Annotated in this window: 17 protein-coding genes; 11 read left to right on the top strand and 6 right to left on the bottom strand. The window is 72.6% G+C overall.

Annotated elements, in window-relative coordinates; all coding sequences use genetic code 11:
* Nucleotides 1-2: 2 nt before the first annotated feature.
* From KSED_RS03680 to KSED_RS03690, 3 genes are read right to left on the bottom strand one after another with little or no spacing between them, the layout of a single operon-like run.
* Nucleotides 3-392, bottom strand: a complete 390-nt coding sequence (locus KSED_RS03680) for a DoxX family protein (protein WP_012802233.1) — start codon at nucleotides 390-392, stop codon at nucleotides 3-5.
* Nucleotides 389-2,194, bottom strand: a complete 1,806-nt coding sequence (locus KSED_RS03685; protein WP_012802234.1) for an ABC transporter ATP-binding protein — start codon at nucleotides 2,192-2,194, stop codon at nucleotides 389-391. The genes KSED_RS03680 and KSED_RS03685 overlap by 4 nt, the downstream gene beginning before the upstream one ends.
* Nucleotides 2,191-3,957: an ABC transporter transmembrane domain-containing protein gene (locus KSED_RS03690; RefSeq protein WP_012802235.1), complete on the bottom strand. Its 1,767-nt coding sequence runs from the start codon at nucleotides 3,955-3,957 to the stop codon at nucleotides 2,191-2,193. The genes KSED_RS03685 and KSED_RS03690 overlap by 4 nt, the downstream gene beginning before the upstream one ends.
* Before the next feature lie 210 nt (nucleotides 3,958-4,167).
* On the opposite strand from KSED_RS03690, the gene KSED_RS03695 reads away from it, so the two are divergent.
* Genes KSED_RS03695 through guaA form a run of 4 tightly spaced genes read left to right on the top strand, consistent with a single transcriptional unit; the run spans nucleotide 4,168 to nucleotide 8,441 of the window.
* Entirely contained in the window at nucleotides 4,168-5,553 is a 1,386-nt protein-coding gene (locus KSED_RS03695; RefSeq protein ID WP_012802236.1) for a cytochrome D1 domain-containing protein, read from the top strand.
* On the top strand, nucleotides 5,553-6,407 hold the full coding sequence (locus KSED_RS03700; RefSeq protein WP_012802237.1) for an SURF1 family protein: 855 nt from the start codon (nucleotides 5,553-5,555) through the stop codon (nucleotides 6,405-6,407). The genes KSED_RS03695 and KSED_RS03700 overlap by 1 nt, the downstream gene beginning before the upstream one ends.
* Nucleotides 6,408-6,445: 38 nt before the next feature.
* The gene (locus tag KSED_RS03705) at nucleotides 6,446-6,829 is read left to right on the top strand and encodes a DUF3817 domain-containing protein (RefSeq protein WP_012802238.1); all 384 of its coding nucleotides are present in this window, start codon (nucleotides 6,446-6,448) and stop codon (nucleotides 6,827-6,829) included.
* Nucleotides 6,830-6,857: 28 nt separating this feature from the next.
* Nucleotides 6,858-8,441 (top strand): glutamine-hydrolyzing GMP synthase, encoded by a 1,584-nt coding sequence (gene guaA / locus KSED_RS03710; RefSeq protein WP_012802239.1) that lies wholly within the window; start codon nucleotides 6,858-6,860, stop codon nucleotides 8,439-8,441.
* A 47-nt stretch (nucleotides 8,442-8,488) separates the two neighbouring features.
* On the opposite strand, the gene KSED_RS03715 is transcribed toward guaA, so the two are convergent.
* Entirely contained in the window at nucleotides 8,489-9,595 is a 1,107-nt protein-coding gene (locus KSED_RS03715; protein WP_012802240.1) for a lysylphosphatidylglycerol synthase transmembrane domain-containing protein, read from the bottom strand.
* Between the two features lie 59 nt (nucleotides 9,596-9,654).
* On the opposite strand from KSED_RS03715, the gene KSED_RS03720 reads away from it, so the two are divergent.
* Nucleotides 9,655-10,380 carry an NUDIX hydrolase gene (locus KSED_RS03720; RefSeq protein ID WP_012802241.1) on the top strand — a complete coding sequence of 242 codons (726 nt, stop codon included), beginning with the start codon at nucleotides 9,655-9,657 and terminating at the stop codon, nucleotides 10,378-10,380.
* A 119-nt stretch (nucleotides 10,381-10,499) separates the two neighbouring features.
* Here the strand turns inward: KSED_RS03720 and KSED_RS03725 are convergent, their stop codons facing one another.
* Nucleotides 10,500-10,853 (bottom strand): hypothetical protein, encoded by a 354-nt coding sequence (locus tag KSED_RS03725; RefSeq protein ID WP_012802242.1) that lies wholly within the window; start codon nucleotides 10,851-10,853, stop codon nucleotides 10,500-10,502.
* Nucleotides 10,854-10,912: 59 nt separating this feature from the next.
* Here KSED_RS03725 and pcrA point away from each other — a divergent pair, with 59 nt between their 5' ends.
* From pcrA to KSED_RS14845, 5 genes are all read left to right on the top strand, one after another.
* Nucleotides 10,913-13,399: a DNA helicase PcrA gene (pcrA, locus tag KSED_RS03730; protein ID WP_041291190.1), complete on the top strand. Its 2,487-nt coding sequence runs from the start codon at nucleotides 10,913-10,915 to the stop codon at nucleotides 13,397-13,399.
* 158 nt (nucleotides 13,400-13,557) lie between these two features.
* Nucleotides 13,558-14,742, top strand: a complete 1,185-nt coding sequence (gene sucC, locus KSED_RS03735) for an ADP-forming succinate--CoA ligase subunit beta (protein WP_012802244.1) — start codon at nucleotides 13,558-13,560, stop codon at nucleotides 14,740-14,742.
* 2 nt (nucleotides 14,743-14,744) lie between these two features.
* Nucleotides 14,745-15,638: a succinate--CoA ligase subunit alpha gene (gene sucD / locus KSED_RS03740; protein WP_012802245.1), complete on the top strand. Its 894-nt coding sequence runs from the start codon at nucleotides 14,745-14,747 to the stop codon at nucleotides 15,636-15,638.
* A 130-nt stretch (nucleotides 15,639-15,768) separates the two neighbouring features.
* Nucleotides 15,769-16,920: an alcohol dehydrogenase catalytic domain-containing protein gene (locus KSED_RS03745; protein WP_012802246.1), complete on the top strand. Its 1,152-nt coding sequence runs from the start codon at nucleotides 15,769-15,771 to the stop codon at nucleotides 16,918-16,920.
* Nucleotides 16,921-16,947: 27 nt separating this feature from the next.
* On the top strand, nucleotides 16,948-18,222 hold the full coding sequence (locus KSED_RS14845) for a cell division protein PerM (protein ID WP_012802247.1): 1,275 nt from the start codon (nucleotides 16,948-16,950) through the stop codon (nucleotides 18,220-18,222).
* On the opposite strand, the gene KSED_RS03755 is transcribed toward KSED_RS14845, so the two are convergent.
* Complete coding sequence (locus KSED_RS03755) at nucleotides 18,206-18,622, bottom strand: hypothetical protein (protein WP_143827340.1); 417 nt, start codon at nucleotides 18,620-18,622, stop codon at nucleotides 18,206-18,208. The genes KSED_RS14845 and KSED_RS03755 overlap by 17 nt on opposite strands.
* Nucleotides 18,623-18,924: 302 nt before the next feature.
* Between KSED_RS03755 and KSED_RS03760 the strand changes: the two genes are divergently transcribed.
* Nucleotides 18,925-19,776 carry a DUF2382 domain-containing protein gene (locus tag KSED_RS03760; RefSeq protein ID WP_012802249.1) on the top strand — a complete coding sequence of 284 codons (852 nt, stop codon included), beginning with the start codon at nucleotides 18,925-18,927 and terminating at the stop codon, nucleotides 19,774-19,776.
* Nucleotides 19,777-19,805 lie beyond the last annotated feature (29 nt).

Here is a 19,805-nt window from a genome sequence, read left to right on the forward strand (position 1 = left end):
CCTCAGGCGCCGGCGCGCGCCGCGGCCCGGACCATCGGCCACTGCAGCGGCAGGCGCACCCAGGTCGCGGCAGCCACGGCGACCCGAGCGGGCGTCGGCCGTCGGCGGGCCCGCCGCGTGCGGTCCAGGGCCATCTGCGCGTTGGCGGGCAGCACCGCCACCAGCAGGGCCACCGAGCCCACCGCTGCGGCGCGTCGCGTGGCCGGCAGCGCCAGCCCCCCGGCGCAGAGCAGCTCGGCCACGCCGGAGAGGACCACCAGCTCGGTGTCCCACGCGCGCAGCGGGGTGGGGATGATCGGCTCGAACACCCCCGGGCGCACCAGGTGGATGGTGCCCGAGACGGCGAAGGCAGCGGCCAGCGCCCGGGCCCCCGGGTTCAGCGGCGTGGTCATTCCTGCCTCCAGCTCTCCCACAGGCGGGCATAGGCGCCCCCCTCGGCCACGAGCTGGTCGTGGGAACCCAGCTCGGTGATGCGTCCATCCTCCATGACGGCGACCCGGTCCGCATCGTGGGCAGTGTGCAGGCGGTGGGCGATGGCGACGACGGTCCGGCCGGTCATCACCGCCCCCATCGAGCGCTCGAGGTGCCGGGCGGCGCGCGGGTCGAGCAGGGAGGTCGCCTCGTCCAGCACCAGCGTGTGCGGATCCGCCAGCACCAACCGGGCCAGCGCCACCTGCTGCGCGCGGGAGTCGGTCAGACGCAGTCCGCCCGAGCCCACGGTGGTCCCGAGGGCCTCGGGCAGCGCGCGCACCCAGGCGGCGTCCACCGCATCCAGGGCGGACCACAGCTCGTCCTCGGTGGCGCCGGGCCGGGCAAGGCGCAGGTTCTCCTCCAGGGTGCCGACGAAGACGTGGTGCTCCTGCGTGACCAGGGCGACCGCCCCCCGCAGGTCATCCAGGGGCAGGCCCAGCAGAGGCACCCCGCCGACGGTGACCGAGCCCTGGGTGGGCCCGTCGATGCCGGCCAGCAGGCGCCCGAGGGTCGACTTGCCGGCGCCGGAGGAGCCGACGATCGCCAGCCGCTCCCCAGGCTTCAGGTCGAGGCTCACCCCGTGGAGGACCTCCTTGTCCGGGCGGTAGTGGTAGCGCACGTCGGTGGCCGTGAGCTCCTCGCCGACGGGGCGAGCCGTCCCGGGGGAGCGGTCCGCCGGCACGTCGGCGATGCCGATCACACGGGCCAACGAGGTGGCGGCCACCTGCAGCTCGTCCAACCAGCCCAGCAGCTGACTCAGCGGCTCGTGCAGCATCTGCACGTAGAGCACCACCGCCGTCACCTCACCGATGCTGGCCCACCCCTGGGAGACCGCCACGCCACCCCACAGCAGGGCGACCGCCGCCGGCAGGTTGAAGGCGAGGTCCAGGGACGGGAACCACCACAGCCGCAGGCGAAGGGTGCCCTTCTCCGCATCGAGGATGTCGGAGAGCACCTCGTCGGAGACCGCGCGGCGACGCGCCTGCAGCTGCAGGGCCTCGACCGTGCGCGCCCCCTCCACGCTCTCGCTGACCACGCCGTTGAGGCGCGCCCACTGGGCCCGCTCCCGGGCGTAGGCGCGCGGGGCGCGGCGCAGGTACCAGCGGGTGGGGAGGAAGAGGATGACGGGGATCACGACCAGCGCCAGGGCCACGACCGGGCTCGTGACCACCGAGGCGATGACGGTCACCACCAGCGTGACCGTGCCCACCAGGATCGAGGGCAGGCCGAAGCGCACCACGTAGCTCAGGGACTCCACGTCGCCGGTGGTCCGGCTCAGCAGGTCGCCGGTGCCGGCGCGCTCGACGGTGGAGAGCGGCAGCCGCACCACCCGGGCCATGAACTCCTCGCGCAGGTCGGCGAAGATCTCCTCACCGAGGACGAAGCTCGCCCGGTTCGCGAACCACGAGGCGACGGTCTGGCCCAGGATCGCCAGGGCCATCCCGGCCACCAGGCCCAGGCCGCGGTCGAATCCGGCGTCCCCGAGCAGGGACCCGTTCGTCAGGCCGTCGACGATCCGGCCGATGATCCACGGTGTGACCAGGCCGAGGGCGGCCGCCAGACCGTGCAGCAGCGCCATGACCACCAGCGGGGACCGGTGGCGGGCCAGCGTGCTGGCCGTGTGCCGGCGGACCGAGGCCATGTCGGCGATGGGGAGCATCCGCTGGACGCCCGTGGGGTCGTCGGCCGGGTCATTGGTGGTCGGTGCGGTGTGGGTGCTCATGCGTCCTCCCCGCGGGTGACGACGGACCGGTAGTCCGCTCGCCCCATCAGGTCGTGGTGGGTGCCGTGGGCGACGGCCCGGCCGTCGACGAGCAGGACGACCTCGTCGCACCGGTCGAGCAGCAGCGGGCTCACGGTCGTGACCACGGTCGTGCGTCCCGCGCGGGAGGCGGCCAGGCGCTCGGCGATGCGCGCCTCGGTGTGGGCGTCGACGGCGCTGGTGGGTTCCACCAGGGCCAGCACCTCCGGGTCGGACAGCAACGCCCGCGCCAGCACCAGGCGCTGGCGCTGTCCCCCGGAGAAGGACCGGCCGCGCTCCTCGACCACGGAGTCGAGTCCGGCGGGCAGGGCGTCCAGGACGTCCAGGGCGCTCGCGGTGCGCAACACCCCCAGCAGCTCGTCGTCGGTGGCCAGGCCGGCCGGGTCCAGCTCGGAGCGCACGGTCCCGGTGAACAGCTGGGCGTCGTTCTCGGTCACCAGCACCCGGCGACGCAACTCGTGCAGGTCGTGCTCGGTGACCGGCACCCCCTCCAGGACGGCCGCGGGGCCGTCGGCCGGCCCGAAGCGGCCGAACCGGTCCACCACCGCGGCCGTCGCGGCGGGGTCCGCCCCGACCAGTGCGGTGAGGACGCCGCGGCGGACGCGGGTGCCGCTGGTCGGGTCCTCGAGCAGGAGGTCCTCGCCCTCGGCGCGGCTGGAGCCGGTGGCGCCGTTGTGGGCGCCACCGGGGGCCGCGGTGGAGAGCCGGCCGGTGTGGATGCTGCTGGTGCCGTGGTCGGGCTCGATGCGGAGCACGCGCAGGGTCTTGCGCGCGCCGACCAGCGCCTGGATCACCTTGTTCGCGGCCTCCGAGGCGGTGCGGATGGGGGTCATCAGGAAGGCCGAGTAGCCGAAGAAGGCCACGAGGTCGCCCGGCTGCAGCCGTCCGGCGGAGGCCTCGCGCAGGGCGATGGCCGTCACCGTCACCATGAACACTCCCGGCAGGAGCACGTTGGACGCGGCCAGGGCGGCCTGTGGGATGGCGACCCGGGCGCCGGCGGTGCGCACCGTCTGCGACTGCCGGACGTACCGGCGCAGGAACTCGTCCTCGCCGCCGATCCCGCGCAGCACCCGCAGGCCGGCCACGGTGTCCGCACCCAGCCCGGTCAGGGCCCCGGCCTCCTCCCGCTGTTCGGTCTGGCGTTGCTGGAGGGGCTTGATGACGAAGGCCAGACCGGCGACGAGCACCGGCACCCCGAGGAGCACCACCAGGCCGAGCGTGACCGAGGAGCTGAGGAGGATCAGGCCCACCACGACGTAGGTGACGATGCTGCCGGCCAGTCGGCCGAGCACGTCGAAGGCGGCGCCCACCTTCATGGCGTCGCTCGAGGCCACGGTCACCACCTCACCGCTGCTGAGCTGGCGCGGGAGCGCGGCCCCCGCATCGGCGGCGTGCCAGGCGGTCTGCCGGTCCACCACGAGGGTCGCGCGCAGGAAGTTGGTCACGGCGTAGCGGTGGCGCAGTGCACCGCTCCCGGCGGCCAGGGCGGCTAGGGCGGCGATGGTCAGCGACCAGGTGAGCAGGGCTCGCGGGTCGTTGGCCACGAGGCCCTGGTCGATCCCGCGGCCGATGGCGGCGGGGATCAGGGCGAAGGAGAGCATCCACACCACGCCGGCGAGCACGGCGAGGAGCACCACCAGCCAGACCTGCCGGAAGTGCCAGAGGAGATAGCGGGTGGGGGAGCGGAGGTCCGGTGTGCCGGCGCGGAACTGGTCGAAATTCATCGGGGGTGAACCTAGCCGCCCGGCACCCCCGTCGCCACCGTGTTTCCCAGCGCTCGGCTGGTCCTGGGCAGCCGGGGGTCCGGTGGCCATCCCGGGCGGGGGCGTTCAGGGGGTCCGGGTATCCTCGGGCCGTGACGCCGGACCACGGCGTGCAACCTGGGCGGGGCCACCGGGAAGAGCCGCCGCCACCCTGAACTCGCGGGAGATCACGTGCGCACCTCACCCTCCATCCGTCCTCGTCGCCCCCTTGCCGGCATCGCCCTGGTGGCTGCCGCTGCGCTGGGCCTGACCGCATGTGGTGGCGAGGAGCCGGGCGAGCAGGACCCGACCAGCTCCAGCAGTGCGCCCTCCTCGCCCGCCACGTCGGGCGGCGACGAGACCGGCTCGGGGACGGAGGAGTCCCCCTCCGCGGGGGAGCCCGGGGACTCCGAGAGCCCCTCGGGTGGGGAGTCGTCACAGCCGGAGGAGACCCCCTCGGGTGACTCACCCTCCGATGAGGGCGAGGGCGAGGGCCCCGGCGTCGGCGACCTGGAGCCGAGCGCCCCGGAGAAGCCCGCCAACCAGACCTTCCTCAAGCAGGTGGACGTCATCAAGGGCGACATCCGCCCCAAGTCCGTGGTCTCCAACGACCGCGGGCGCGTGATCGCGAACAACATGATGTACCAGCACACGATGACCCTCTACGACGCGGAGTCCCGCGAGCTCGTGGACACGGTGAGCGACACGGTCGACCTGGACGCCTTCGGCAAGCCGGGCCACGGCGAGGTGCAGGGCGCGCCCGTGGAGGCGGCGTTCACGCAGGACGGCGCCACCGCCTACGTCACGAACTACCAGATGTACGGCAAGGGCTTCAGCCCCCACGGCGGCGACCTGTGCGAGAAGGGCGAGGTCACCGACCACGGCTACATCTACGAGCTCGACGTGGCCACCGGGACCGTCACCGACGCCATCGAGGCCGGTGCCGTGCCCAAGTACGCGGCCCTGAGCCCCGACGAGAAGACCATGCTGGTCTCCAACTGGTGCGACTTCGACCTGTCGGTGATCGACGTGGAGTCCGGTGAGGAGACCGGGCGCATCCCGCTGGGCCGCTGGGCGCGCGGCATCGCCTTCCACCCCGACGGCCACGCCTACGCCACCGCGATGGGCACCCCGAACGTCTACAAGGTGGACGTCGAGGCCCAGAAGGCCGAGGTCTTCGCCACGCCCGGTGACCGCATCCGCCACGTCATCACCTCCCCGGACGGCAAGTACCTGTACGTGGTGGCCTCTGGTGCCTACAAGCAGTACGAGACCAGCCGCATCAGCAAGCTCGACGCGAGCACCGGCGAGGTGCTGGGCCAGGTGCACACCGGCAACGAGCCGCGGTCCATGGACATCTCCGGGGACGGCACGGCGCTGTATGTCGTGAACTACTACAGCAACACCATGAGCAAGGTCGACACCGAGACGATGGAGGAGATCCAGGAGGTCCCCTCCGGGCACCACCCCATCGGCATCACCTACGACGACGCCACCCACACCGTCTGGATGGCGAACTACGTGGGCTCCATCCAGGTCTTCGACGACACCGCGGAGACCGCCGACTCCGGCCAGTGATGACCCGCAGCTCCTACGACTCGCCCCACGCCCGGGCCTGGCGCCACTTCCGCAGCACGCCCCGGTGGTGGGGGCTCGGACTGCTCGTGCTGGTGCTGCTGGTCGCCTTCTGGCGGCTTGGGCTGTGGCAGTTCGAGAACGCCACGTCCGACGCCCAGCAGCAGGTGGCCGAGGCCGCGCAGCAGCGGCCGCCGGGTGAGCTGGAGGAGCTCCTGCCGCTGGGGTCGACCTTCCCGGCGCCCGAGCGGGGCCGGACGGCCACCACCTCGGGCACCTTCACCGGGGAGCAGTTCCTGGTGCCCGACCGCCAGCTGGACGGGGAGACCGGCGCGTGGGTCGTCTCCCGGTTCGAGACCGATGCGGGAGCCTCGCTGGCCGTCCTGCGAGGCCTCCTCCCGGGCGAGGCCCCCGCACAGGCCCCGGCACTGCCGGAGGAGCTCACCGGTCCGGTGGAGCTCGCGGGGGCCCTGGAGGCCGGCGAGGAGCCCTCGTCCTCCCGGGACGCCGCCGAGGGGGTGCATGGGTCGGTGGACCTGGCCTGGCTGGCCAACACCTGGCCCAGCCCGATCCACAACGGCTACCTGTTCGCCCAGGAGGTCACCGCGGACGGGGAGCCGGTCGATTTCGCCCCCGGGGCCCTCGAGGTCGTGCCGCCGCCCGCACCGGAGTCCGCCGGCTGGGACTGGCAGAACGCCGGGTACGCCCTGCAGTGGTGGCTGTTCGCCCTGTTCGGGGTCTGGGTGGCCGTCCGGATGCTGTACGACGAGTCCCGCCGTGCCGTGCTGGAACCCGCGGCCGAGAAGGGCTCCGACGAGGCCCCCGCCCCCGAGGGTGAGCCGGCGTACCGGGGGTAGCCTGAGGCGCCGAGTCCCCACCCCCAGGAGTGTCCTTCGTGGTCCAGCCCGTGATGCGCCCGCACAGTGCCGACGACCCCACCATCCGCACCAAGCTGAAGGTCTGGCAGGTGCTGGCCTTCATCGAGTCCCTCGCCCTACTGGTGCTCATCGGCGTGATGATCGCGAAGTACGGGTTCGGGATGGACCGCCTGAGCGAGATCTGGTCGCCCATCCACGGCTTCATCTTCATGGCCTACGCGCTGGCGTCCGCGGTGCTCTGCTTCGGTCTGGCGTGGGGGCTGGGGCGCATGGTGTGGATCATGCTCTCGGGCTGCATCCCGTTCTGGTCGTTCATCATGGAGCGCCGGGTGAGCCGCGACGCACGCCTGCAGATCGACGGGCCCTTCCAGGCCGGGCGGGGCCGCCCCCACACGGAGTGACGCGCGCGGCGCAGTAGGCTCTGCGTTCGTGAGTGACCTCCAGGCAAACCCGGTTCTCGTCGTCGACTTCGGCGCCCAGTACGCGCAGCTCATCGCTCGCCGCGTGCGTGAGGCGAACGTGTACTCGGAGGTCGTGCCGCACGACATGCCGGCCGAGGAGGTGCTCTCCAAGCGGCCCGCGGCCCTCATCCTCTCCGGCGGCCCATCCTCGGTGTACTCCGACGGGGCGCCGCGTCTGGCCGAGGGGCTGCTCGATGCGGGGGTGCCGGTGTTCGGCATCTGCTACGGCTTCCAGGCCATGACCCAGGCCCTGGGGGGCACCGTCGCCCGCACCGGCCAGCGCGAGTACGGACACACCGCGGCCGAGGTCACGCAGGACTCGGTGCTCTTCGCCGGACAGCCGGGGGCGCAGTCGGTGTGGATGTCCCACGGTGATGCGGTGAGCCAGGCGCCGGCCGGCATGGCCACCACCGCCTCCACCCCCGGTGCCCCGGTCGCGGCGATCGAGGACCGCCAGCGCCGTCTGTTCGGGGTGCAGTGGCACCCGGAGGTGATGCACTCCGCGCACGGCCAGCAGGTGCTGGAGAACTTCCTGCGCCACGGAGCGGGGCTGGCGGGCACCTGGACGAACGAGAACGTCATCGAGACCCTCGTGCAGGAGGTCCGCGCGAAGGTGGGGGACGACCGCGTCATCTGCGGCCTCTCCGGCGGGGTGGACTCCTCGGTGGCCGCGGCCCTGGTGCAGCGCGCGGTGGGCGACCAGCTCACCTGCGTGTTCGTCGACCACGGCCTGCTCCGCTCGGGGGAGCGCGAGCAGGTGGAGAACGACTTCGTCGAGGCCACCGGGGTGGACCTCGTGACCGTCGACGCGACCGACCAGTTCCTCGACGCGCTGGCCGGCGTTACCGAGCCGGAGACAAAGCGCAAGATCATCGGCCGCGAGTTCATCCGCTCGTTCGAGCAGGCAGCACGGGACGTGGTCAGCGGCCGGGCCGGTGAGGGGACCGACGACGAGCACCCGGTGAAGTGGCTCGTGCAGGGCACGCTGTACCCCGACGTGGTCGAGTCCGGTGGTGGCGCGGGGACGGCGACCATCAAGTCCCACCACAACGTCGGCGGCCTGCCGGACGACCTGCAGTTCGGGCTCGTGGAGCCGCTGCGGATGCTGTTCAAGGACGAGGTCCGGGCGATCGGCCGTGAGCTGGGGGTGCCGGAGGCGATCGTGGCGCGCCAGCCCTTCCCCGGTCCGGGCCTGGGCATCCGCATCATCGGTGAGGTCACCGGTGACCGGCTGGAGACGCTGCGGGCGGCGGACGCCATCGCCCGCGAGGAGCTCACGGCGGCGGGCCTGGACGACTCCATCTGGCAGTGCCCGGTGGTGCTGCTGGCGGACGTGCGCAGCGTGGGCGTGCAGGGCGACGGCCGCACCTACGGCCACCCCATCGTGCTGCGCCCGGTCAGCTCGGAGGACGCGATGACCGCCGACTGGACGCGCCTGCCGTACGACGTGCTCGAGCGGATCTCCACCCGCATCACCAACGAGGTCGATGAGGTGAACCGGGTGGTGTTGGACGTGACGAGCAAGCCGCCGGGAACCATTGAATGGGAGTGAGGACGGAGTCCGAACTCGATCGGATGGGAGTGAGGCGCCCGCCGGGCTCAGGCGCTGCGGCCGAGGTGGGGCCGGGCCGGTGAGCGCCCGGCCGTGAGCACCCACACCACGCCGGCGATGATGCCGGCGGGTACGTGCAGCACGTTGGTGAAGAGGCTGAACAGCAGCACCGCGGCCGAGGCCCCGGCGGGCGAGGCGCCGCCGGCCACGAGGATCGCCAGCGCGCCGGCCTCGGTCACCCCCATCGACCCGGGGGTGATGGGGAACGCGGTCAGGAGTCGGCCCACGGCGTAGGCGGCGAAGGCCTGCACGGGGGAGATGTCGACGCCCATGTAGCGCAGGCACAGCCAGAAGACGAGGGCGTAGAAACCGAGGAAGCCGATCATCCCGAGGGTCATGGCCAGGCCCCCGGTGCGCACGGTGGTCGCGATGCGGGAGCGCAGGTCGAGCGCCACCTGGCGGAAGTCGGACCGGTCGACCTCGAACCAGCGGGTGAGGGGGGAGGCGAGCCAGCCGAGCGCGGAGCCGAGCCCGCCGGCCACGGTGCGGGAGGCCACTGCCAGGACGAAGAAGAGCAGCAGGGCCCCGCCGATGCCGCCGCCGAGGGTGAGCGAGAAGACGACCTCCCTCGGCAGGGTGCCCACCGCCTCGTAGAGCATCCAGGCCGCGGCGATGGCGGGCAGCGCCGCGCGCCCCAGGATGTTCCACACGCCGATGACCGTCAGGGCCGAGGAGACGTCCTTGCGGTCGAAGCCCCAGCTGCGGAACATCGCGTAGGTGGCCCCCACCCCGACCGCGCCGCCGAGGGGGAAGGTGGTGGAGATCATCGTGCCCACCAGGTTGGAGATGACCGCCTGACCGGTGCGCAGCCCGCGGATGGAGCCGGTCATGACCAGGGTGTAGAAGAGCACGGCCACGGACGTGAGACCGGTCAGCCAAGCGATGTCGGTGGCGGTCAGGCGGCGCAGCTGCCGGCCGATCTGGGCCCAGGTGGTGTCGGCGATCCACGGCAGGCCCCAGATGATGATGACCGCTGCCGCCGAGAGTCCGACGACGGCCGAGACGGCGCGGGCCGGGGAGAGCCCAGCGCCCTGCGGGTCGAGATCGCCGCTCAGCGACGTGGAACCGTGCGGGGTGGCGGGCTGGTCGGACATCACGGCTCATCATCCCCCATCGGCCGTGGATCCGGGGGCGACCGTGGTGGGATGGGGGGATGACCCAGAGCTACCACCGTCCTGATCCGACCGGGCCCATCCCGCTGTTCGTGCGGGTGGGGGAGCACGTCCTGGCGCTGGGGCACGGGGTGGACCCGACCTGGTTGGCCCGCGAGCTGGGGGCTACGGCCCGCGAGGGCGCCGTCCCGGTGGTGGACCACGGACCGGTGGACGAGGCGGGGGACCGGCCGCTGGTGCTCGACTACGGCGACGGGTACGACCCGGCGGACCTCCCCCGTCCCGCGGCGCCGGGGATGGTGGTCGAGTCCGGCGCACCGCCGCGCCGCCAGCGGGTGGCCACCCACGCGGTGGTGTTCGACCCGTCCGGTGAGCGGGTGCTGCTGACCGCGCTGTGGGACGACTTCACCGAGACCGAGTTCTGGAACTGGCCCGGCGGCGGGGTCGACCCGGGGGAGACCTTTGCCGAGGCGTTGGCCCGGGAGGTCTGGGAGGAGACCGGCCACGACCTGCTCGAGGCCGTGCCGCTGGCCGTGCGGTCGTGGACCGGGACGGGGCGGCGGTCCGACGGGGCGGAGGAGGACTTCCACGGCATCAGCCTCGTGTGGGCGGGCCGTGTGGCGACGGTCCACGAGCCGGTGGTCCACGACGTCGGCGGGTCGACCACCCGGGCAGCCTGGGTGCCGGTGTCCGATCCTCGGGTGAGTGCCAGCATCGAGCGCAACGCCGACGACCTGCGGCGCGCCCGGGCGGTGATGGGGGACTGACCCCCCGCCGGCGGGACGGGGAGCTGCGGGTGGGGACGCAGCGAGGAGGCGAACGGCCCGCCACCCAGGGGGTGACGGGCCGTTTGCGTGGCCGGGGGCCGCGTGCTGCGGGGTTCGGCTCAGAAGAGGTGCCAGAGGCTGGCGACCAGCACGTTCAGCACGGCCAGACCACCGGCGGAGTTGCGCAGGGAGGGGGCCTCCTCGCCACGACGCTCCTTGGCGGCGGCGGCCTCGACCAGGCCGGCGACGATCACGGCGATGACGAGCTTCACCCCCACCTTCACGTGGTCGAGCTCCCCGTCGCCCATCTCGGCGACGCCCACCAGGAGCACACCGGTGAGCAGCTGGATGCGGGCACCCCACACCATCACCGTGTTCATGACGTTCGTGCGCAGGGAGACCAGCCAGCCACCGACCAAGGCGGCCATGCCCAGCAGGTGGATGACGGCGAGCAGTTCGTAGAGGGTGTCCATGGGCATCATCGTAGGAGGGCGCCGATGCTGTCGGTGAGGGCCCCTACGATGTGGCCACCATGAGCAATCCCTTCGCAGAACTCGACCTCTTCGGCCAGCCCGCGAACCCTCCGGCCGGGGTTCCGGGGGACGGCGCACCGGGGTCGGGTGTGGGGGCGGACGGGGTGCCCGACTGGGCGCGGGGGGACGGCCCGCCGCCCTCGATGGGGACCGCCCGGCCCCAGCGGCGCCCCGCCCGGCCGACCCCGCCCACCGAGGAGGAGCTCCTGGAGGGCCTGAACCCGCCGCAGCGGGAGGCCGTCCTGCACGCGGGGTCCCCGCTGCTGATCATCGCCGGTGCCGGGTCGGGCAAGACGCGGGTGCTGACGCACCGCATCGCCCACCTCCTGCGCCACCGCGGGGTGCACCCGGGGCAGATCCTGGCCATCACCTTCACCAACAAGGCCGCAGCCGAGATGCGGGAGCGCGTCGAGGCGCTGGTGGGCCCGCCGGCCCGGGCGATGTGGGTCTCGACCTTCCACTCGGCCTGCGTGCGGATCCTGCGGCGCGAGGCCAAGACGGTCGGGCTGCGCTCCACCTTCTCGATCTACGACGCGGCCGACAGCCAGCGGTTGATCAGCCTGGTGCTGCGCGAGCTCGACCTCGACCCCAAGCGCTTTCCGCCGGGCGCGGTCTCGCACCGCATCTCCGGGGCCAAGAACGAGTTGCTGGACGCGGAGGCCTTCGCGAACGCGGTGAACGAGAACAACCCGTACGACCGGGCCATCGCCGAGGTCTACACCCGGTACTCGCAGCGCCTGCGCGAGGCCAACGCGCTGGATTTCGACGACCTCATCATGATGACGGTCAACATCCTGCAGGCCTTCCCCGCGGTCGCCGAGCACTACCGGCGCCGGTTCCGCCACATCCTGGTGGACGAGTACCAGGACACCAACCACGCCCAGTACGTCCTGGTGCGCGAGCTCACGGGCGGTGCGGGCTCGACCGGCGGGGTGGAGCCCGGGCAGCAGCCCGCCGAGCACCAGGTGCCGCCGGCCGAGCTGTGCGTGGTCGGTGACGCCGACCAGTCCATCTACGCCTTCCGGGGCGCCACCATCCGCAACATCGTGGAGTTCGAGACCGACTACCCCGAGGCGCGGACCATCCTGCTGGAGCAGAACTACCGCTCCACCCAGACCATCCTCACGGCGGCGAACACGCTCATCGGCCGCAACGAGCGGCGGCGCGCCAAGAACCTGTGGTCCGAGGCCGGGGACGGCGACCGGATCGTCGGCTACGTGGCGGACAACGAGCACGACGAGGCCAGCTTCGTGGCCGAGCGGATCGACCAGCTGGTCGACCGCGGGGAGGCCGTCCCCGGGGACGTCGCGGTCTTCTACCGCACCAATGCGCAGTCGCGCGCGCTGGAGGAGGTCTTCGTGCGGGTGGGCCTGCCCTACCGTGTGGTGGGCGGTACCCGCTTCTACGAGCGCCGCGAGATCAAGGACGCGTTGGCCTATCTGCGGGTCCTGGTCAACCCGACGGACACGGTGAACCTGCGCCGCATCCTCAACGTCCCCAAGCGCGGCATCGGGGACCGGGCCGAGGGCGCCCTGGTGGCGCTGGCCGAGCGGGAGCGCATCCCCTTCGTCGCGGCGCTGGGCCGCGCCGAGGACGCGCCTGGTCTGGCCACCCGGTCGCTCAAGGCAGTCCAGTCCTTCGCCTCGCTGTTGGAGGCGCTGCGCACGGTGGCCGAGGCCGGGGGCGGCGTGGCCGACGTGCTGGAGGCCGTGCTGGAGCAGACCGGGTACGCCCAGCAGCTGCGTGACTCCGACGACCCGCAGGACGAGAGCCGGTTGGAGAACCTCGCCGAGCTGGTGTCCGTCGCCCGCGAGTTCGACGAGGCGGCCGCCGACCCGGACAGCCCGACCGCCGGTGAGGTGGGGGGCGCAGCGCACCTGGCGGCCTTCCTGGAACAGGTCTCCCTCGTTGCGGACACCGATGCGGGGGCGGACGAGGACTCCGAGCAGGGCGTCGTGACGCTGATGACCCTGCACAGCGCCAAGGGCCTGGAGTTCCCGGTGGTCTTCCTGACCGGCCTGGAGGACGGCACCTTCCCGCACATGCGCTCCCTCAACGACCCCGACGAGCTCGAGGAGGAGCGGCGCCTGGCCTACGTGGGCATCACCCGCGCCCGCGAGCGGCTGCACCTGTCGCGGGCGAGCGTCCGCTCGGCCTACGGCTCCCCGCAGTACAACCCGCCGTCCCGCTTCCTGGGCGAGCTCCCCGAGCACCTGCTGCACTGGGAGCGCGAGGGCGCCGTGGGTGCCCATGCCCCGACCAGCCAGCCCGCCGTCGCGCGGCTGGCCGGCCGCATCGCCCCCGAGCGCACGCGCACCGTGGTCCAGCTGGAGGCCGGCGACCGGGTGACGCACGACTCCTTCGGACTGGGCACCGTGGTCCGGGTGGAGGGCGTCGGGGACAAGGCGATGGCGCACGTCGACTTCGGCGGGGACCTGGGCACCAAGCGCCTGTTGCTGCGCTACGCCCCGGTGGAGAAGCTCTGAGCCACCGCCACCCGCGGGGCCGCCGAGAGCCCTCCTCACGCCCGGGCGGGCCGTGCGGGTGGTGGAAGCGCCCACGGCACCGACTAGAGTCGGTGGAGGCCGACCCGTGTGTCGCGGGCCGGCAACAACAGTCGAAATCGTGAGGACGGTGTCAACTCGTGGATCTCTTCGAGTACCAGGCCCGTGACATGTTCGAGAAGCACGGGGTTCCGGTGCTGGCCGGTGAGGTCGCCACCACCCCCGAAGAGGCTCGAGCTGCCGCGGAGCGAATCGGACAGAAGTCCGGTGGTGTCGTGGTCGTCAAGGCCCAGGTCAAGACCGGTGGGCGTGGCAAGGCCGGCGGTGTGAAGGTCGTGAAGTCCCCCGAGGAGGCGCAGGAGGCCGCTGAGGCCATCCTCGGCATGGACATCAAGGGCCACACCGTGCACACGGTGATGATCGCCCAGGGCGCCAAGATCGCCGAGGAGTACTACTTCTCCATCCTGCTGGACCGCACCAACCGCTCCTACCTGGCCATGTGCTCGAAGGAGGGCGGCGTCGAGATCGAGCAGCTCGCCGTCGAGCGCCCGGAGGCGCTGGCCCGCATCGAGATCGACCCGTCGGTCGGTCTGGATGACGCGAAGGCCGCCGAGATCGTCGAGGCCGCCGGGTTCACCGACAGCAAGGACGAGCTCGCCAAGACCTTCAAGACCCTGTACACGGTCTACACCGAGGAGGACGCCTCGCTGGTCGAGGTGAACCCGCTGGTGAAGACCGAGGACGGCGAGATCATCGCGCTGGACGGCAAGGTCACGCTGGACGAGAACTCCGACTTCCGTCAGCCGCACCACGCGGACCTGGAGGACAAGGAGGCCGCGGACCCGCTGGAGGCCAAGGCCAAGGCCAAGGGCCTCAACTACGTGAAGCTCGACGGCAACGTCGGCATCATCGGCAACGGCGCCGGCCTCGTGATGTCCACCCTGGACGTCGTGGCCTACGCCGGCGAGGACAAGACCGGTGGCAAGGCCAAGCCGGCCAACTTCCTGGACATCGGTGGCGGCGCCTCGGCGCAGGTCATGGCCGACGGCCTCGACGTGATCCTCGGCGACGAGCAGGTCAAGAGCGTCTTCGTGAACGTCTTCGGCGGCATCACCGCCTGCGACGCCGTGGCCAACGGCATCGTGCAGGCGCTCGAGATGCTGGGTGACGACGCCACCAAGCCGCTGGTCGTGCGCCTGGACGGCAACAACGTCGAGGAGGGTCGCAAGATCCTCGCCGACGCCAACCACCCGCTGGTGAGCATTGCCGACACGATGGACGGCGGCGCCGAGAAGGCGGCCGAGCTGGCCGCGAAGGAGAACTGAGCATGGCGATCTTCCTGAACAACGACTCCAAGGTCATCGTCCAGGGCATGACCGGCTCCGAGGGCATGAAGCACACCCAGCGCATGCTCACCTCGGGGACCAACGTCGTAGGCGGCGTGAACCCGAAGAAGGCCGGCACCGAGGTCGAGTTCGAGGGCGGCACCTCCGTGCCGGTGTTCGGCTCGGTCAAGGAGGCCATGGAGGCCACCGGCGCGAACGTGTCCGTGCTCTTCGTGCCCCCGAAGTTCTCCAAGGACGCCGTCCTGGAGGCCGTCGAGGCCGAGATCGAGCTGGCTGTCGTCATCACCGAGGGCATCCCGGTGCAGGACTCCGCCGAGTTCTGGGCCGAGGCCAAGAAGGCCGGCAAGACCCGCATCATCGGCCCGAACTGCCCCGGCATCATCAGCCCCGGCCAGTCCAACGCCGGCATCATCCCGGCCAACATCGCCGAGGGTGGCCGCATCGGCCTGGTGTCCAAGTCGGGCACGCTGACCTACCAGATGATGTACGAGCTGCGGGACTTCGGCTTCTCGACGGCCATCGGCATCGGCGGTGACCCGATCGTGGGCACCACGCACATCGACGCGCTGGAGGCCTTCCAGAACGACGACGAGACCGACGCCATCGTGATGATCGGCGAGATCGGTGGCGACGCCGAGGAGCGCGCCGCCGACTACATCAAGGAGCACGTCACCAAGCCGGTCGTCGGCTACGTGGCCGGCTTCACCGCCCCGGAGGGCAAGACCATGGGCCACGCCGGCGCCATCGTCTCGGGTTCCTCCGGCACCGCGGAGGCGAAGAAGGAGGCCCTCGAGGCCGTGGGCGTGAAGGTCGGCAAGACGCCGTCCCAGACCGCCGACCTGATGCGCGAGATCATGAAGGGCCTGCAGGGCTGAGACGCCCGCACCCCACGCAGCGGCCCGTCCCCTCCCGGGGGCGGGCCGCTGCGCCGTGTGGGGCCCCCTCGATGGGGTGACGCCCCGCCCGCGGCGGTGGCACCGGGCTGCCCGGGCATAGGTTGGGCCGATGAGCACGCACCCGGGCCCCCTGCACACCACCGGAGCGGTCCTGCGCACGCTGCAGGCCGAGGCCCCCTACGCGCAGTCGGCACCCCTGGAGGTGCGGCGCCTCGACCTGGACCCGCCCGGCGAGCGGGAGATCCTGGTGCGAATCGAGGCCGCCAGCGTGTGCCACTCCGACCTCTCGGTGGTCCAGGGGAGGCGTCCGCGCCCGCTGCCCATGCTGCTGGGGCACGAGTCCGCCGGCATCGTCGAGGCGGTCGGTCCCGGGGTGTCGACCGTCGGGCGGGGCGACCGGGTGGTCATGACCTTCCTGCCGCGGTGCGGCGCGTGCGAGGCCTGCGACACCGAGGGCCGGCTGCCCTGCACCCCCGGATCGGCGGCCAACGAGCGTGGTGATCTGCTGGGCGGTGGGCGCCGGCTGCACGCGGACGGGGAGTCGGTGGCGCACCACCTGGGTGTCTCGGGCTTCGCCACCCACGCCGTCGTCGACGAGCGCTCGGTCGTGCCGGTGGAGGCCGACGTGCCGGCCGATGTGGCTGCCGTGCTGGGCTGCGCGGTCCTCACCGGTGGGGGAGCGGTGATGAACGTGGTGGAGCTTCGTCGCAGCAGCACCATCGTGGTCGTCGGGCTGGGTGGGGTGGGCATGGCCGCCGTCCTGGTCGCGCGTGCGCTGGGCCACGAGGTGGTGGGTGTCGACGGCATCGCGAGCAAGCGTGAGCTGGCTCGCGAGCTCGGTGCGGCCCGGGCCTGGTCGCCTCAGGAGGCCACCGAGCAGGAGGTCCGCGGCCACCTGGTGGTGGACGCCACCGGCAACCCCCGCGGCTTCGAGACCGCCGTGGCCCTGACCGCACCCGGTGGCACCACCGTCACCGTCGGCCTGCCCCCGGCCGATGCCGAGAGCACCCTGCGGCCGCTGGCCCTGGTCGCGCAGGCCCGCACCATCACCGGCAGCTACCTCGGCTCGGCGGTCCCGCGTCGTGACATCCCCCGGTTCGTCGACCTGTGGCGCCAGGGCAGGCTGCCGATCGAGCGCCTCATCAGCTCCCACATCGGGCTCGAGGAGATCAACCGCGCCATGGACCGCCTCGAGGCCGGTGACGAGCTGCGGCAGGTGATCCTCCTGACCGACGCCCCGGGCGAGGCTGCACCCGCCTGACCCCCGGAGGCGGGATGATGGACCGCGATGCCGACCTCCTCCACCACCGTGCGCACCCCCGCTCGTGACCGCACCCCTGCCCGGGCCCCTGCGGGGCGGTCGTGGGGTGCCTCGGCCCTCACGGCCGGGGCCGGCTGGGGTGTGCTGGCCACCTTGGTGGCCCACGCGCTGCTGGCCGGGCTGGCCTTCGCGGCCTGGGTCAGCGCCCCGTCACCGACGCTCTCGGCGGCCCAGGCCGGCCGGGAGGGCGTCCGCCTGACCCAGCTCGCCCAGGGTGCCCGCCTCGAGCTGGGCGACCCCTTGGCGGTGGCCGGGGAGGTCACGCGGTGGAGCCTGGTGGGGGGGCCGACCCTGGTGACCCTGGCGTGGTCCGCCGCCCTCTTCTGGGCGCTGCGACGTTTGGTGCGCGGCCTCTTCATGGACCCCGACCTGCCCGGCAGCGTGCCGGCAGCGGCCGTAGGTGGCGGCGTCGCCGGCGCCGTGGCGACCAGCCTGGCCCTCGGTCTGGCCGTGGGTGCCCTGCCGGAGGGCGGTGGCTTCGTCCGGTGGGTGGTGCTGATGACCTGCACGGCGGCCCTGGCATGCGCGCTGGGGGCCCTTGCCGGTGCCCCGCCGCGGCGGGTCGACGGGTGGTTCTCCGACTGGCCCGGTCACGCCGGCGAGGTGCTGCAGGATGCGGTCGGCCCGGCGCTGCGTGCCGCGGCGGCCCTCGCCGTCGCGGGACTGGTGGGGGTCGTGGCGGTGGTCGCGCTCGGGTTCGACCAGGTGGTGGCGGTGCACCGGGCCCTCGCCCCGGGGAGCCTCGGTTCGGTGGTGCTCGTCCTGGCCCAGCTGGGGTGGCTCCCCACCCTCGTGGTGTGGGCGGTCGCCTGGGGCAGTGGCGCGGGCCTGGCCGTGGGCGATGCCGGGGCCTCCCCGCACCAGGTTCCCGAGGTCACCCTCCCGGCCGTCCCCGTGCTGGGCGCCGTGCCCGATGCGGGACCCCTCCCGCCGGCGTGGTGGCTGGTGCTCCTGGTCGGGGTTGGGGTGGGTGCGCTGCTGCCGGGGGCCGTGCGGGGCCGGTTGGCCGAGTTCGTGGAGGTCGCGTCCTGGACCGACGTGGTCTGGCGTTGCCTGGCGGCCAGCGCGTTGGTGGGCGCCGCCGTCTGGTTCCTGGGCCACCACGCCACGACGGGGGTGGCGCCCGGGCCGCTGGCGGCCGTGGGGCCCAGCCCCTGGTCGGGGCCGGCCGTGGCGGGTCAGCTGGCGCTCGGGGCCGGTCTGCGGCTGGGGGTGGAGCGGCTGCTCAGCCGCCCTGCGTGAACCGCGAGAAGGTGTCCGTCCAGTTCTGGGTGCACTCCGACCGCGCCTCGAGGGTGTTGGCGGCGTCCACGCACTCCTGCAGCGCCATGGAGTTGTCGAAGAACAGGTAGGGCAGCAGCGTCCCGGCCAGGACCATGGAGGCCAGGACGAAACCCAGGGCCGTCCAGACCACGGCCACCGCAGGCGCCCGTCCCACCTGCGCCCGCAGCGTGCGGACGAAGTAGAACAGGCTCGGGAGCAGGGCCACCACCGCCACCAGGTTCTTCGGCATGGCGAACATCCCCAGCAGCACGCCGGCGATCAGCAGGATGCCTGCGCGGCGCGAGTCCTTCAGCGCCTGCATCGTCGTCTCGTCCGGGGCCTGGGCGGGGCGCTGGGGCGGGGGAGCTGACTGCGGCACGGGTCTCCTGCGGGTCGGGGGGCGGTGTCCGCCCCGGGGTGCGCCGAGTCTAGGCGGTGGACGCCCCCGGGGGCCCGGGTGGCGCCACCCCTGTCCCGTGCCGCTGCCACCGTCCTCCTTCCTCGTTCCTTTGCCTTCCCCGTTCCCCCTCCGCCCTCCCGGGCCCCGCCCCTTCCAGGCGCCGGAGTGGGATGTGCCACCCGTCGCCGGGTTGCGCCCCCGCATCAGGCGGCTAGGTTGGACGAGAAGCCCCCACCGGGGTAACGACCACTGGCCCTCCGGGGCCGGACAAGGAGAACGGCATGATCAGCAAGGACCAGCTCCGTACGCTGCGTGACGGTGACCTGTACAGCGTGGACGGCGACAAGGTCGGCTCGATCGAGGAGATCTACCTCGACGACCGCACCAACGAGCCGGAGTGGGCCACCGTGAACACGGGCCTGTTCGGCACCTCCCAGTCCTTCGTGCCGCTCTCCGGCGCGACCGTCACCGAGGACGGGCTGACCGTGCAGTACTCCAAGGACCAGATCAAGGACGCTCCGCGCGTCGACGCCGGTGAGCACCTGGGTGTCGAGCAGGAGCAGGAGCTCTACCGCTACTACGGCGTGGACGGTCAGGGCGAGGGTGTCGCCACCGACCGCACCGACGTGGCTGCCGGTACAGCTGCCGCGGGGACCGCTGGGGCCGCCGGGCACGTCGGCGACCGTGACGAGCGCGCCGTGGCCGACCGTGACATCGCCGACCGTGACCGCGGTGTCGCCGACCGTGACGCCGACGCCACGATGGTGCGCCACGAGGAGCACCTGAACGTGGGCACCGAGCGCCAGGAGACTGGCCGGGCCCGTCTGCGCAAGTACGTGGACGAGGAGGAGCAGACCGTCAGCGTGCCGGTGGAGACCGAGTCCGCCCACGTCGTGCGCCGCCCCGTCGACGGCGAGGTCGTCAGTGACGGCAAGGCCTTCCAGGAGCAGGAGGTCGAGATGGACCTGGAGAGCGAGCGCCCGGTCGTCTCGAAGGAGACCGTCGCGGTCGAAGAGGTGGGCCTCGAGAAGGAGACCCACACCGAGAACGTCCAGGTGTCCGACTCCGTGCGCAGCGAGCGCATCGAGGTCGAGGGCGACGAGGACCTGCGCGACGGCGACCGCCGCGCCTGATCCGTGTCACCGCAGGAGCCCCCGCGCCG

This window comes from Kytococcus sedentarius DSM 20547, assembly GCF_000023925.1.
GTDB lineage: Bacteria > Actinomycetota > Actinomycetes > Actinomycetales > Dermatophilaceae > Kytococcus > Kytococcus sedentarius.